At 69.3% G+C, this 13,332-nt stretch carries 18 protein-coding genes; all 18 read left to right on the top strand.

Annotated elements, in window-relative coordinates; all coding sequences use genetic code 11:
* Positions 1–860: 860 nt before the first annotated feature.
* The 18 genes from ACIBLC_RS38300 (at position 861) to ACIBLC_RS38215 (ending at position 13,324) form a co-directional block, all read left to right on the top strand.
* Complete coding sequence (locus ACIBLC_RS38300) at positions 861–1,229, top strand: hypothetical protein (protein ID WP_399216098.1); 369 nt, start codon at positions 861–863, stop codon at positions 1,227–1,229.
* 94 nt (positions 1,230–1,323) lie between these two features.
* The gene (locus ACIBLC_RS38295) at positions 1,324–1,704 is read left to right on the top strand and encodes a hypothetical protein (RefSeq protein ID WP_399216097.1); all 381 of its coding nucleotides are present in this window, start codon (positions 1,324–1,326) and stop codon (positions 1,702–1,704) included.
* Between the two features lie 121 nt (positions 1,705–1,825).
* The gene (locus ACIBLC_RS38290) at positions 1,826–3,004 is read left to right on the top strand and encodes a DUF932 domain-containing protein (protein WP_399216096.1); all 1,179 of its coding nucleotides are present in this window, start codon (positions 1,826–1,828) and stop codon (positions 3,002–3,004) included.
* Positions 3,005–3,363: 359 nt separating this feature from the next.
* Entirely contained in the window at positions 3,364–3,852 is a 489-nt protein-coding gene (locus tag ACIBLC_RS38285) for a hypothetical protein (protein WP_399216095.1), read from the top strand.
* Between the two features lie 228 nt (positions 3,853–4,080).
* A complete protein-coding gene (locus ACIBLC_RS38280) occupies positions 4,081–4,413 on the top strand; it encodes a hypothetical protein (RefSeq protein ID WP_399216094.1) in 333 nt (110 codons plus the stop codon).
* A gap of 97 nt (positions 4,414–4,510) precedes the next feature.
* Positions 4,511–5,347 (top strand): hypothetical protein, encoded by an 837-nt coding sequence (locus ACIBLC_RS38275; protein ID WP_399216093.1) that lies wholly within the window; start codon positions 4,511–4,513, stop codon positions 5,345–5,347.
* Positions 5,344–5,724: a hypothetical protein gene (locus ACIBLC_RS38270; RefSeq protein WP_399216092.1), complete on the top strand. Its 381-nt coding sequence runs from the start codon at positions 5,344–5,346 to the stop codon at positions 5,722–5,724. The genes ACIBLC_RS38275 and ACIBLC_RS38270 overlap by 4 nt, the downstream gene beginning before the upstream one ends.
* Before the next feature lie 148 nt (positions 5,725–5,872).
* Positions 5,873–6,586 (top strand): protein phosphatase 2C domain-containing protein, encoded by a 714-nt coding sequence (locus ACIBLC_RS38265; protein ID WP_399216091.1) that lies wholly within the window; start codon positions 5,873–5,875, stop codon positions 6,584–6,586.
* A 139-nt stretch (positions 6,587–6,725) separates the two neighbouring features.
* The gene (locus tag ACIBLC_RS38260; RefSeq protein ID WP_399216090.1) at positions 6,726–7,040 is read left to right on the top strand and encodes a hypothetical protein; all 315 of its coding nucleotides are present in this window, start codon (positions 6,726–6,728) and stop codon (positions 7,038–7,040) included.
* Positions 7,041–7,090: 50 nt separating this feature from the next.
* Positions 7,091–7,396, top strand: coding sequence for a hypothetical protein (locus tag ACIBLC_RS38255; protein ID WP_399216089.1), 306 nt, complete (start codon positions 7,091–7,093; stop codon positions 7,394–7,396).
* Positions 7,397–7,556: 160 nt separating this feature from the next.
* Complete coding sequence (locus tag ACIBLC_RS38250; RefSeq protein ID WP_399216088.1) at positions 7,557–8,159, top strand: hypothetical protein; 603 nt, start codon at positions 7,557–7,559, stop codon at positions 8,157–8,159.
* A 70-nt stretch (positions 8,160–8,229) separates the two neighbouring features.
* Positions 8,230–8,925, top strand: coding sequence for a hypothetical protein (locus tag ACIBLC_RS38245; RefSeq protein ID WP_399216087.1), 696 nt, complete (start codon positions 8,230–8,232; stop codon positions 8,923–8,925).
* 178 nt (positions 8,926–9,103) lie between these two features.
* Complete coding sequence (locus ACIBLC_RS38240) at positions 9,104–9,448, top strand: hypothetical protein (RefSeq protein WP_399216086.1); 345 nt, start codon at positions 9,104–9,106, stop codon at positions 9,446–9,448.
* A 56-nt stretch (positions 9,449–9,504) separates the two neighbouring features.
* A complete protein-coding gene (locus ACIBLC_RS38235) occupies positions 9,505–9,759 on the top strand; it encodes a hypothetical protein (RefSeq protein WP_399216085.1) in 255 nt (84 codons plus the stop codon).
* A 44-nt stretch (positions 9,760–9,803) separates the two neighbouring features.
* Positions 9,804–10,253, top strand: a complete 450-nt coding sequence (locus ACIBLC_RS38230) for a hypothetical protein (RefSeq protein WP_399216084.1) — start codon at positions 9,804–9,806, stop codon at positions 10,251–10,253.
* A gap of 251 nt (positions 10,254–10,504) precedes the next feature.
* Positions 10,505–10,996, top strand: coding sequence for a hypothetical protein (locus tag ACIBLC_RS38225; protein ID WP_399216083.1), 492 nt, complete (start codon positions 10,505–10,507; stop codon positions 10,994–10,996).
* 377 nt (positions 10,997–11,373) lie between these two features.
* Complete coding sequence (locus tag ACIBLC_RS38220) at positions 11,374–12,141, top strand: hypothetical protein (RefSeq protein WP_399216082.1); 768 nt, start codon at positions 11,374–11,376, stop codon at positions 12,139–12,141.
* A gap of 82 nt (positions 12,142–12,223) precedes the next feature.
* Positions 12,224–13,324 carry a hypothetical protein gene (locus ACIBLC_RS38215; protein ID WP_399216081.1) on the top strand — a complete coding sequence of 367 codons (1,101 nt, stop codon included), beginning with the start codon at positions 12,224–12,226 and terminating at the stop codon, positions 13,322–13,324.
* The last annotated feature ends 8 nt before the right edge of the window (positions 13,325–13,332 follow it).

The raw sequence follows: 13,332 nt of genomic DNA, 5'->3' as shown, positions 1-13,332 counted from the left end.
CCGCTTCGCTCTTCCTCCGGAAGCCGAATACTCCGCTACGCTCCGTTTCGCGCGTCCCCGCGCGAATTGCCTCGCCTCCGGCGGGTGCTTTATGGAATTGGCCTCCGGCCATATTCCATAAAGCTGCGTGCCTCCGGCACGAAAAGCGTTGTGAGGGTGGGGGGTTGAGGTTTCCGGTATGGGTTTTGAGGGGGTGTCAGGCCAGTTTATGAGTGCCGGGGGGCGGGATGGGCCCTCCGGGCACCTCCCGGTGGGGTGGCCGGGATTCTCCGAATTCCCGACCACGAGGGGAAATGGAATTCACGGAATTCCGTGGAACCATTAAATCACGGAAATCCGGGGAGAGTTGAGCCCTCCGGGCTCAACCCCCGCAAAGGCGGCGCCCGGTGAGGAATCGTCAGGAGGGGGTGAGAGGACCGGGGATGCCCTCCGGGCACCCACCACCCACCAGAGTGTCAGGCGCCCCTACACGAGCGCCTGACACACCCCCCACCCGCACGAGCGCGGCGGCACCGCCCGCCGCGCAACCACCCACCAGACAAGCCCCATCCCCGACGCCGCCGCCCGACCACACCCCCCCCCCCTTTCCTTCTCTTTCTTCTTTCTGTGCGGGATTGTGGCTGCTGAGGGGATGTCAGCAATCCGACCAAACCCAACATGGCCTCTGACCTGCGGTTTTGTCGAAGCCGGCCGATTGGTCGCGCAACCTTGAACGCAACATCTAACGCAACGTTAGAACGCAACCCGGTACGCAACATCGGGCACAACAGAGGGGTTCCATCCCAACTCAACATGCACTATTATTTGAGTCCTGGGGGAGGCGACCCCCGGAAACCGCAAGGATCAACGAAGGGGAAACCGTGGAAATCAAGATTTCGGACGGCATTGTCAGCCGCGTACGCGGAGCGGACGCTCCGATGACCGGGCTTGCCATTCAGGCCCGCAAAGTCGCGAACTTCCTTCCGCTTTCCGTTCGGCGCGCGGGGGCCGATATCATCCACAACGTCGACGACAAGTACACGGGGATTCGCGTCAACACCAATCGCGGACCGGTTGTCCTGGAAATGCCGACCGGCGACAGTGCTTACCGGCTCGTCCACCAGCTTCCCGAGCCGAACGAAGACGGACAGACCGAAGTGGAAATGCGCCACTTCCCGCAGATCTACAAGCCGCAGGGAATCGCCCACATCATGGGCCAGTTCCTCGAATCGCGCGGTTTCCTGAGCTAGCCCGTCACTCCGGGGGAGTGACGGACAGACCCGTCACTCCCCCGGCAAGTCCACGCAGAATCAGAACCCGTGATCGGTAAAGGGGAAAACGATCATGAAGCTCATTTCGTGTGCGACCGGCCGAGAGGTTGAGGCGGGCCGGAAGCTGTACGGGCAGTCGGGCGACGCGGCCGGACTGGCATGGAAGTTCGAACGGATCACTCAGCACCGTTCGGGCGCGCACCACGTGCACGTGTCGCGTCCCGGCGGGAAGTTGGGGCGGATCCACCGCGAGTTTCACCCGAGCGTGTTCGGGTGCGAGGTCACGGTAGAGATCACCTGGCGCCGGACCGTGCGCCGCACGGCCGTCCGCGCGTGGGCCAAGGCGGATGACTACCTGTTGGCCGGGGTGTTCGCGCTCGTGCCGCTCGCGTTCTTCGAGCACTTCCACTGGGGTGAGGCCATCGTGTCCTTCCTGGGTATGGACGGGGACTAGGAGAAGCCGCAGGTCAGGGGTGGGTTTACTCACCCCTGATTTGCACTATTGTTGAAGTTGTTCGGGGGGCGGTGGCCCCGCCCCCCGAACCGCAGAAGCCAACAGCGAAGGGGAACATCGCATGACTCAGCAGTACGCAGAGCGCGCCACGGCAGCAGCCCCGCGAGGCGCCCGGAACGCCGATCTCCGGGACCTGGTCACCATCCTGGAGGACCACCGGGAGCGGAAGTTGGACGTCGTCACGTCCGCGTCTGCCCTGTCGTTCCGGGACGGTAACGTCCAGGTCGAGGGCATAGAGCAGCAGATCACGCCCAACGGGGTCAGCAGCGTTGACGGGACCTACCGCCCCACCGCCGTAGCGGACGAGGGCATCGCGGAGAAGCTGAAGATCCCGGTTGGCTACCTGCGCCTCATGCGCGAAAAGAACGTTCCGCTCCTGGACGAGAACGTCAACGCGTGGCTCCGCCAGGACCCCAACCGCCGGTTCATGCTCCGTGCGCTGCGGGGCGACAGCGCCCCCGGCGCCGCGCCTGCCGAAGGCGTGGCCCGCGCGCTGATGTCCGACAGCTACAAGGTCATGGACAACCTTGACATCCTGTTCGCTGCCCTGGAGGGCGTGCAGAAGGCCGGGCACCCGACCAAGGTCACGGGGTGCGACCTCACCGACCGCCGCATGTATGTGCGCGTCGAGTCCGAAGCGGTCGCCGTCATGGCGCCCGAGCTTCTCAGCGGCTACCGGTCCCCGTTCGACGGGCGCAGCGGTGACCAACTCCCGATGGTGTCGGCCGGGTTCGTCATCACGAACAGCGAAGTAGGGGCCGGGGCATGGTCGGTCACCCCGCGCGTGACCATGCAGGTGTGCACCAACGGCCTGACGATGCCCATGGACGTGATGCGTGCCGTGCACGTCGGTGCCAAGCACGCTGAGGGTGTCGTGTCCTGGTCGGTGGAGACCCAGCGTAAGGAGCTGGAGGTCATCACGTCCAAGACCGCCGACGCAGTGAAGACGTTCCTTTCGCGGGACTACGTCGAGGCGAAGCTCCGCGAGATCCAGGCCGCAGCCGGTAAGCCCGTGGCCGAGCCGACCAAGACCATCGAGCACGTCACGACCGCGCTGAAGATCAGCAAGGAGACGAAGGAGACGATCCTTTCCCACTTCGTGCGGGGTGGGCAGATGACGGCCGGAGGCGTGATGCAGGCCGTCACGTCGGCCGCGCAGACCCTCGCCGACGCCGACCAGGCCGCCGCCCTGGAAGCGCTCGCGCTGCCCGCCCTCACCGCAGCCGCCGCACACGGCTGACAGACCCCGAGCGGGCCGGGTGACCCCGACACCCGGCCCGCACGGGCCCAGCACCCCGAGCATTCGCAGTAGTCGCCGAACTCGGCGACCCACAAGCCCCCGTGTGGGTCGGGACCCCCTGCCCGGCCCACACGGGCCCCCGGAGCGCGGAACGCTCCACGGGGCGCCGTACGCGGCACACAGACCCCGTGCGGGTCGGGAAACTCCCCGGCCCGGCCCGCACGGCCCCACAGACCCCAAGCGCGAAGCGCTCGCCGCGAAACCCGCTACGCCCGATGCTGCGCGCCGCACCGCCCACCGCCCCCGAGCGGGCCCCGCCGGCCTTTTGCTGCTCACCTCTCGCCAAGGAGCGATCCGCCATGCCCGCACGCCCCGAACTCATCGAGCCCGACGAGGCTTCCATCCAGGCCGCCATGGATCGCGCGCTGGCCGTACTCGCCTCCGTGTTCCAGGCAATCGGCCCCGGCCAACACACGCTGAGCATCGCGGCCATACGCAAGGACAGCACTCAGCTCTCCCACTCAGCCGACCTTTCCCTTTCCACCCACCCCATGCGCATGGCCGTTCTGGACCCTGATGGCTACTCCACACTCGTCATGCTGCTCGTGTTCGCGCTGGAGGGCAGCACCGTCGATGATGCCGCGCTGATAGCCACTACGTCCGCCGAGCCCCGCCCCCGCGCGTACGGCTGGACCGTGGAGCACGGATGGCTGAATCCGATGGACACCGCCGCCCTCCAAGACGCCGTCATCCCGTGCCCCGGCATCTGCGCCGTAGACCGCGAAGTCCTCCCCGCCCCGACCCTGATCAAGCCGTCCGGCACGGACGAAAAGAACACCCGTGCCTGAAACGCTCACGGGCCGACGGCAACAGCACCGGCGCACCTGCTGGGAATACGCCCCACAGGTATAGCCGCCCACAAGCCCCGTGCGCCTTCCCTCACCTCCCCCGAGGGGAAGGCGCACGGCCCCGGCCACATCGTCACTGGCCGCCCCCTTGTCTCTCCGCGCCCGCCCTTCCCCTTCGTCGAGCCCGCAGAGACCACAGCACCCACCGCCACCCACCAAGGAGCAGGCATGCACTCCAACGACCCGCACACGTTCGACTGGGCGCACGCCCCCTTCACCGAAGACACACCCATCCTCGGAAACCAGCTGCACACCGTCGCGCAGAAGGCCGTCGAGCAGCTCGGCGATCAATGGGGCGCCGCCGCAGGTCCCGGAGGACGCACCGGACACCTTCGCAACGCCCACCAGGACGTGTTCACCATCGGCGTGTGCGAGGCCGGAGACGTCTTCCTGCGCAACGACGTGATCGGTGATGTCCGGCACCTGCCGCACGTCAACGCGAACAGCAGCCCCGAGGACATCGCGAACGCCGTAGCTCTCCACGTGAGCGACCTGTACTGACCGTCACCGCCTGGTGCGGCCCGGCGCAGTGGCCGGGCCGCACCGGGGGCGGCACTGCCCTGTCACCCCTCGCCACCAGTACGAGGAGCAGCCACGCATGAACGTGAGTCTGACTGTCGAGACGCCCGCCGGCGCCGTGCACGCCACCGCCCGCACCCGTGAGAACGATTCCGTCGTGTTCGACCTTGGCGGAGCGATGCGTGGGAGCGTCCATGTCACCGGTACCCACCACCCACGGCACTGGGACCAGTTCACCGCCGTCCGCGCCTGTCTCGGCCCCGTCAACGTCTTCCAGGAGGCCGAGCCCGCGCCTGCCGAGACACTCCCGCGGCTCGCCCGCAGCCGCACCGGCTACCGGGGCAGTCTCACCCTCTACCGTGACGCGCCCACCGACCGCCCCCAGGTGTCCGTGTACCCGATGGAGTCCGCCGCCGGACACGAGCCGTCGCCCAAGACAGCGCAGACGCTCACCGCCGTACTGCGCGCCTGCGCCGAACACATCGAGCAGCACGCTGACTTCCCCCAGATCTGCGCCGCCGCCCGCGCGCGCGACACCCCCGCAATGCTGCGGTTCCTCATATGGTCGGCCGACTACCACCGCGGCGAGGCCTCCCGCCTGGAAGGCCAGGCCCGCGCCTCCCGGCCCGCGCTGCGCGCCGCCGTGACCGCATGGTGGACCGTCGCGCGCTGGTTCACCGCCCAGCCTCACCCGGTCTTGTTGCTCATGCTCGCCGATCGGGACGGATCGTTGGCCCGCGACGTCGACGTCCAGGAGTGGCTGGGCCCCTACTGCCTCACCGAAGCCGCCCGCGAACACGAGCGCGCCCGCAACGCCGAGGCCGAAGCCGCATCCCTGCGCACCCAGCAGCGGAAGCGGCGCACCTGCCGCCCGCAGACCGGTACGCCCACCCCCGCACTGATGGAGATGGCATGAAACTGCGCTGGCTCATGACGCTCGGAGAGCGCACGCGCCCTGACGCGCCCACCTACGCCGAATGTCCGCCGCCCGGCCAGGCCCGCGCCGCTGCCCTGGTCGATGACTGCGGACAGCTCTTTCCCATCCTCCGGATCTGGAAGCGGCAGTTCGGTCACGACGTGACCGGCTGGGCCGCTCAGGTCGAAGTCGACGACATCGAGCGCGTCCCCCGCCACGTGTCCGAGGACTGGGGGACGGGCCTCCGGTTCGACACGGTGCCGGGTGGATACGTGGTGGTATCCGACTACCGGGACCATGAACCGCCCGCCCTCAACATCCTCCAGCACGGGGCACAACGCCCTGCGCTGGAAGCGGCGGCGGGGGCACAGCCGTAAGTTCGCAGTTCAGGGGTGGGTTCACACCCTCCCAGAATGCACTATTATTAATGTTGCGGGAGGGGGCACCCCTCCCGCGCCCGTAGCCACCCGGCCGAGCCGGTTGCACCCAAGTCGACGACTCCGTCCCCGCCTGAGGAGATCATCCATGGCCCACGCGTCCGCGCAGCTGATCGGCGACCGGTCCCACCAGTGCGATGCCACCGCCACCTACACCCACGACGGAGCCCGCGCGTATGTCCTGTGCGACGGGATCGGCTCCAGCGACGAGGTACGGGCCTGGACCCGCGCCGCCGCCCGCCGCATCGCCCGGGCCGCCGCACGGAGCAGTGACGCCGAGACCGGCCTCCGCGCCGTCTACGACCGGTACGCCGCCGAGACCGAGCGCAAAAGCCCCTACGCGGACCAGCCCAACGCGTGCGCGGCCGTCGCCGTCGCCGCCCCCGGAAGGCCCCTCACCGTCGCATGGTGCGGCGACGTCCGCGCCTACACCCTCACCGCCGGTCGCACCCTCCAGTGCCTCACCGCCGACCACAACAAGCGGCGCGTCTCCAAAGGCAGCCGCAACGTGGTGACGTCCTACCTAGGTGCCACGCAGTCCGACGACGAGTGCAAGGGCCGGTACAAGCACGCGGCGATCGAGTCCGCCACCGGCCCGACGGAAGCATGCCGTCTACTGCTCGCCAGCGACGGCGCGTACGAACCCCTGGAGGACTCCGGCCGGGACCTCGAGCACTACCTGAGGGGGAACCCCAAGGGCGCTGCCAGGATTTTCGTGGGCGCCGCCCTGCTCGGCGCGAGCTACGCCGACAACGCAACCGTCTTGGTCGCGGACCTCCCCGCATCGGGCTCGCGGGGGTGAATTGCAGATCAGAGGGGGGTTCACACCCGGCACGAATGCACTATTATTGATTTAGCGAGAGGGGGAGCGTTCCCCGCCCCCTTCGCCCTGCACACGCCCCGACCCCCGCGCACGCGGCCCCCGCCGCCAGGAGGACAAAGTGCCCGAGGAACGCCCCTTCTTCGTCATCGGACGGTGGTCCGGCCCCGACCTCACAGTCTGGAAAATCCATGAGGCTCCGGAGGACCCGGAGGAACTGAACGCCGCCTGCGAGGAGATCCGCTGGGACGCCCGCGACGCAGACGGAGGCGTCGAGATCGTCTACGCCGCCAGCGGCGAGGAGGCCGAGGCGACCGCGCGGCGCGAGGCGGCGGAAACGGCCGAGCAGATCAGACAGGACCTGAAACGGCAGCGCGAACAGCACAGCAGCACATCCCGGCGCCCCCGCAGAAAGGTTCGCCACCACTACACGTAGCGATCCGCCGCGCCAGCCGCACCCCACCGCCGGACGAAGGAGCACACGTCGTGGCCACGTTCGCCCACATCACCCTCTCCCGCTGTGCCCAGTTGGGCATAGCCCTCACCGCCGCCGGCCTCGACTGGGAGGACAACGGCAACCGAGACCGCCCCGAGCTGCTCACGTACACCGTTACCGACCCGTACGGCCGCCGCTGGACCATCGCCCCCGCCACCAGCAACCAGATCGTCCCGTCGCGCCCGGCCAGCATGTGGCAGGCCTTATGCGCCGACCTGCTCCAGCACAGTGACGTCCTGTCGGCACGCGCTATCGCCGCGCTCATCCGCGACCAGCCGCAGGGAGCGGATTCGTGAGCGCAGTCCTGGTCGTCGATGCGCTCACCGACGGCATGTTCGTCAGCCTGTCCCTCCACGCCCCACGCGCGTTCCGCGGCATCCGGCGCGCCCATACGGGGGCGCGCGGGGGCCCAGGGCCCGCACTCCAGAACGAGTCTGAAGGAGTGAACAACCCGCCATGTCAACGGAGTTGACCACTCAGCAGCAGTTCGCAGCATTCGCCGACGAGGTCGCCGCGGAACTGGGCACGCACTGCCGCATCGCCCCCTCCCCCGAGTACGACCACATGCTGTCCCGCGTCATCATCGATGACGACGGGCGCGCCCTGAGTCTGCGCCAGCACGACTACAGCCAGCCCACCCACCTCAAGGTCTATGCCGCCCTGCCGGATGACTCCCAGGTCCTGACTCCGCAGATCGGCGTCACAGCGATCAGCGCCCGGCACGTCGCCCGGGAGATCACCCGGCGCCTCTACCCGCAGCACGCCGAGCTCACCCAGCTCACCGCCGAGCTCACCGCCCAAGCCCAGGCCGAGGCCCGCGACCGCCGCGCCGTGGCCGAGGCCCTGGCCGCCGCGCTCCCTGGCGCACACGTCGAGGAGAACTACCGCTACACGCGGGTGGTCTGGCAACGCCCCTGCCCGCCAGACAGCCACGACGGCCCCGTTCGGCCCGACAGCGTGTGCATCGGCGTCAGACCGTCGGGCGAACACGTCAATGTCGAAGTGTCCGGCCACGCTCGGGGGATCGTCGCCATGCTGGCCGCCTTCGTTGAGCACTGACGCGCGATCACCCGGCGTCCCAGCCCTCGGTTCACCGCCCCCCCCGCCCCTTCCAGACCAGGGAGTCGCCATGCCCGGAATCTCACCAGTCATCGACTGGTACAGCAACAAGGCCTACCAGTGCCCCCGTTGTCGTCACGACACGGTCGCCGACCCGTCCAAGTGGGAGGTATACACCTGCTGCAACTGCGGCACTCGCTTCGCGCGCTTCCCCCGCCTGCAGCGCTTCCTGCGCCACGTCGGCATCACCTGCAAGTGGTGCACGCAGCGGCACCCCGTCCCCGTGGACGGCGAGCCGTTCGGATTCCTGCGCCGCCGCCACAACGGCTGCGGCACGTACGCAGAGGACCAGGTCGAGGCGTGGCTGTTCGACCCGGACGAGTACCCCGACCACCGTGACCGGGTCTGCTACGTGAACACCCGCTCCAGGCGTGCCGACGCAGTGGCCGACATCGCGCACTGGCGCAGCTTTCTCGGCCGCGACGAGGACGACGTCAGCCCCGTGCTCGCCGTGGTCGCGGACGAGACGTTCAACAAGTACGGGCCGGACATGACCAGGGAGCAGGAGGCCGGGCTCCATGACGGCACGCTGGAGGTCTACGGCCTCGGAGTCCTGCGCCCCTACGCTCCCCCTCACCGGCGCCGAGGCCAGTTCTACGCGGCCGAGGAGACGTTCACCTGGGGTCTGATCGCACCTGCAGGCCTGGAAGGGATCTACACCCAGCAGGCACCCGAACCACTGACCGCTCACGCCCCGCAGCTCTGACCCCCTGCGCAGACCCACACCGGCCCGTACCACCGGCGGCATTCACGCAGGTCAGGGGTGGGTTCACACATCAGCATTATGCACTATTATTTATGTAACGGGTTCGGGGAGCACCCCGGCCCGAACGCCGAGAGGCAGAGCCCCGGTCCCTTCTCCCCTTCCAGCCTCAGGAGTTGCTTTGCTGACCTCGCTGCTCCGCGCCCTGCTCCCGCCCCTGATCCGGCTGACCGCCCGCGCGCTCAGCACAGGCGCCCCGACGCTACCGCCGACCGCCCGCGACGTATTCGGTGCGGACCTCACGGCGGAGCAGGCCACCACCTACAACCGCAGTCGTGTGGCCACCGCCACCGCCGTGGCCCTGTACCGCAGCGGCCAGCAGCTCGACCAGCTGAGCGACGACGAACTCGACACCGCCGTGCGCGCCCTCAAGTTCCCCTACTCCCGCCCCAGCGACGAGACCCGCGCCGCCATCCGCGCAGCGCTCGGCGTGCTGGAAGCCGACCCCACCATCGCCGTCATCTGACCCACAACGCCGGTTCCCGCGCAGGCCAGCGGGAACCGGCGCCAGGAGGCCCCGCCATGTACCTGGTCACACCCGACCCCGACCACGGAGTCGTCGCCGCGCCCCGCGCGCCGGAGGACCTCACCGCCGAGACCGAACAGGCCCTCACCGCACGCGGGTTCACCTGGCACAACGACATCGAAGCGTACGTCCGGCCGACTCCCGCAGACGAAGCGACGTCCACGGCGGCAGCCGTGTGCGCAGAACTCCGCACCCTGGGCCACTACGTCATCACCCCCGCGGCCGTCGCTCTCGCGCAGTTCCCCACCTGAGACCCGGCCACCCAGTCACCCAGTACGCCCCGGAGGGATACCCCATGGCCGCAGCCACCGAGCCCGTCCTCACCCCGGACGCCGTCACGGTCACCACCGACCGCATGGGCCGCCTGTACGCCGTCATCCCCGACGACGTCGCCCGCCCGCTCACCATCGCCTCACACAAGGGCATCGACCCCGAAGCACGCGGCATTTTCTTCGAGTCCGACCCTCACCCGGCCGACTCCTGGGCCGCCACCACAGTGCGCACGGTCTTCGAAGCCGTACTGTCCTCACCCCTTGCCGCCGAGGACAACCACGCCTGGGGCCTGAACCAGTACCGCAAGTACGACGGCGGCACCTTCTACGGATTCATCGTCGGCGAGAGCGCATGGGACGCGAACACCCGCTGGTGGCGCGATCTCGCCCGGACCCGCGACCTGTGCGTCCGGGGCAACGCGACCATCGCGACTGCGGACCGCCACACCCTCGCCGGAACCTGCACCTTCTGACACCCCGCACCACCGAGCCCGCCACGCCCGCCCCCGGCCCTAGACACGCACGAAAGGACTGCTGCCGCGTCCGAGCCCATGCCCCCGCTCACCGACGCTGACCTGTCCACGTGCGACGAACCCGCAGCTCAGGGGTGGGTTTACGCTCACAAATAAAGCACTATTATTGAACTTGTTGGCGCCGCGTTAATCCCGCCAGCAAGCCGAGCGGTGCGTCATGAGCCGCCACCGAACACGGAAGGACACCTCTGATGAAGTCCCTCGAACTGTCTGGACTCCTGGCCACGCCGACCACGTCGACGGTGCGAGATGCGCTGCACCACATGCCGCCGCATGCCCTGGACGAGCTCATCATCGAGGTCCTCGCGGCCACCAGGTCGGGGTGGGAGCGTGTCGTGGTTGACCGGGTCAGCACGTTCACCGCCGGACGGTCCGATGAGGGTCGCGCGCCGGTGGCCGCGTACTTCACGCCGACGGAGTTCAGGACGGCGGAGGGCACGCATCTGGGGTGGAGCCCGTTCGTCGCGGCACTCGCCAGCACCGAGGACATCCCGGACCTCAGCCACACCCACACCACAGCGGTGTTCGTGCCGGAGGAGGAGGCGGCCCTGGCCGAGGAGATCCTCGCCGACCCTCATCTGAGCGAAGCACTCAACCGGCTTGCGGCTCTCGACCCTCCTGCCCACGGGGACCTTTTGCGGGTCCACCTGCCCAGCCGCCAGGTCACCCGCCTGACGACCTGACCCTCAGTTCGTGCGGGTGCTGCGGCACCCGCACGGGCGAGGTTCGACGTGAAGGCGCTGCGGGAGACCGTCCCTGCCTGTGCGCCGGCCTCGCGGACATAGCGTCCCGGCGCGCCAAAGCTCCCCCGCCGACGCCGCAGGGCGCGTCTGCCTGCCGTTGTTGCTCACAGCACAGCGAACCCGGAGCCGAAACCCCCGCTCACTCCCGGACGACCAGGTCCGACGGCGTATCACGCACGCGCACACCGTGGCGTTACCCGAGTTCAGCAAGCTCACCGCCCCTGAACTGGGATGCCCCGGCGTGCGACGTTCGCCGGTTCACCAGCCGCGCCCAGCCGGTATCGCCTCGTCGTCTGTCCCGCGATTGGAGAACAGCCGTGTCTCCTGCAAGAACCCCTCTGGATGCCGCAGACCTGTCCACGCTCCCCGACCGCCAACGGGCCTGGTTCACCACCGCCCGCGGCCCGGTGCTCGTATGCCGGTACACCCGGCACGGCGACTTCACCCGCGCCGCCGTACGGTGCGGCAACGGCCGCGCCCGCGCAGCTCTGCTCACCTTCCACCTGGACGCGTATCCGCTGGCCCCGGCGTGGCTGGCGGCCATCGCCGAAGCCGCCCCGGAATCGGCCGACCGCTGCCGTCCGTCGGCGTCCATGGTGTCCGTGCGGCTGCTCGCGCGGATGACGCCGGACAAACGCAACGGCATCCCCCGGCTCAGTGACGGATCGGTCGGCTGGAGCATGCCCGGCGCCACCGCCCGCGTCTGGCCCGACGGCCGCCTGGAGCTGCGCAGCACCACCGGCCCCGGCCTGGCCGGACGGCTGGAGGGTTCGCAGTGGGACCACTTCCAGGTAGCCGCCGTGGCCGACGCCGGCCTGCGACTGCTCTGCGCGCACGAGGCCCGGCACATGACCCGCACCGGTGAGCCCGCCGGATGGCACCGCCCCTACGACCGCCCCGGAAACACCATGGTGGGACGTGAACGCAAAGGCGGGCAGATGTACGACGGCTCCACCACGGCGTCGTGCTCCTGTGGCTGGTCTACGACCTCCCCCTCCCAACTCGGCGCCCGGGCCAGGGCCGAGCAGCACCGACGCGAGGCCACCGGCAGTGCGCCCGGAGCCGACCAGCCGCCGGGCGCGTAGCCGAACCCGGCCTCGCCCGCACACCGCGCCCGGCGCCGGGCGCCACCGCCCTGTCTGCACACGGCCCGAGGGGAGCTGCGTCGTGAATTCGTGGAGGGTCATCAGCCCGGATGACCCGCTGATTGCCGAACTCCGTGCGGGGTTCACCGTCTGCCGCTGCCGAGACCGCTCCAAGAGGGGCGCTCCCTGGACCGACGCCGAGCCCGCCGAGGCGTGGGAGGTCTGCGACGCACCCGCCGGGTGGAGCGGCTCGATCGCCCTGTCAGCCGACTGGGACCGCGTCCACATCACGTCCGAGGCCGGGGACTTCTACGGCACCGAGTGGGAACTCCGCCATACACCCGTCACCGTGCTGATCCTGTCCGCGTGGATCGACGAAGACGGCACCATCACCGAACTGCCCGAGACCACCCGAGACGCTGCCTGGACCGAGGGATTCCCCGGCGACTGGGACCGCCACACCCAGCGCGCCGCCCACTGGATCACCTGCATCCCCGACCCGAAAGACCCGTTCAACTACACCCAGCAGTACCGGTTCCGGAAAGCCACCGACCAGGCCGTCAGCCGCCTGAAGAAGTGGGCGTACCAGCAGCTCGACACCACCGGCGTTCTGCTCCGGTGGCACATCGAGGACAACCGCATCAGCCTGTGCCAGGGCCGCTACCGCAGCCGCGTACTGCTCACCGGGTCCGACCTCGGCGCCGTCCGCGCCGAGTGGGCCGGCGCCCTTGGCGCCACCCGCGACCAGGTTCTCGCCGACGACCGGTTCCGCCGGGCCGTCAACGACCGCGGCGCCGTCGTCGACCTCACGAAAATCAAGGCCGGTCCCAGCCTGCTGGACAAACTCCGCCGCCAGCGCGCCGCAGACCCTGTCCCGCATCCCAGCAGCACGCCCTTCAACACGTCCTCATGGGTGGCCTGGATCTGTCCGGACACCGGCACCGAACGCCGCGGAATCGTCGTCGGCGCCACCCGCAGCCGCAACAAGGTCGTGGCCGTGCAGATCCTGCCCGACGACGGAGCAGACGCGATCGAAGCCGACGTCAGCGGCGACGTCGGCAAACTCAAGACGTGCGGGCGGATCAGGGAGGGCGACCCGGGCACCGTGCGCCCGGCGCCGCTCCCCCTCCCGTCGGATCAACCTCGCGCAAGCGCACCGTGCGTTGAGACCCTCGCCGCATGACTGCGCGC

Origin of the sequence: Streptomyces sp. NPDC050535, from assembly GCF_044457665.1 — a bacterium.
Taxonomy (GTDB): Bacteria; Actinomycetota; Actinomycetes; order Streptomycetales; family Streptomycetaceae; genus Streptomyces.
The sequence above is the reverse complement of the archived record's forward strand: the minus strand, read 5'-3'. Positions and strand labels throughout refer to the sequence as shown.

Coding starts and splice junctions, on each gene's coding strand:
- ACIBLC_RS38295 (WP_399216097.1), top strand. CDS start 1,324: ATGAAGCTCATTTCGTGTGCGACCGGCCGAGAGGTTGAGGCGGGCCGG.
- ACIBLC_RS38290 (WP_399216096.1), top strand. CDS start 1,826: ATGACTCAGCAGTACGCAGAGCGCGCCACGGCAGCAGCCCCGCGAGGC.
- ACIBLC_RS38285 (WP_399216095.1), top strand. CDS start 3,364: ATGCCCGCACGCCCCGAACTCATCGAGCCCGACGAGGCTTCCATCCAG.
- ACIBLC_RS38280 (WP_399216094.1), top strand. CDS start 4,081: ATGCACTCCAACGACCCGCACACGTTCGACTGGGCGCACGCCCCCTTC.
- ACIBLC_RS38275 (WP_399216093.1), top strand. CDS start 4,511: ATGAACGTGAGTCTGACTGTCGAGACGCCCGCCGGCGCCGTGCACGCC.
- ACIBLC_RS38270 (WP_399216092.1), top strand. CDS start 5,344: ATGAAACTGCGCTGGCTCATGACGCTCGGAGAGCGCACGCGCCCTGAC.
- ACIBLC_RS38265 (WP_399216091.1), top strand. CDS start 5,873: ATGGCCCACGCGTCCGCGCAGCTGATCGGCGACCGGTCCCACCAGTGC.
- ACIBLC_RS38250 (WP_399216088.1), top strand. CDS start 7,557: ATGTCAACGGAGTTGACCACTCAGCAGCAGTTCGCAGCATTCGCCGAC.
- ACIBLC_RS38245 (WP_399216087.1), top strand. CDS start 8,230: ATGCCCGGAATCTCACCAGTCATCGACTGGTACAGCAACAAGGCCTAC.
- ACIBLC_RS38235 (WP_399216085.1), top strand. CDS start 9,505: ATGTACCTGGTCACACCCGACCCCGACCACGGAGTCGTCGCCGCGCCC.
- ACIBLC_RS38230 (WP_399216084.1), top strand. CDS start 9,804: ATGGCCGCAGCCACCGAGCCCGTCCTCACCCCGGACGCCGTCACGGTC.
- ACIBLC_RS38225 (WP_399216083.1), top strand. CDS start 10,505: ATGAAGTCCCTCGAACTGTCTGGACTCCTGGCCACGCCGACCACGTCG.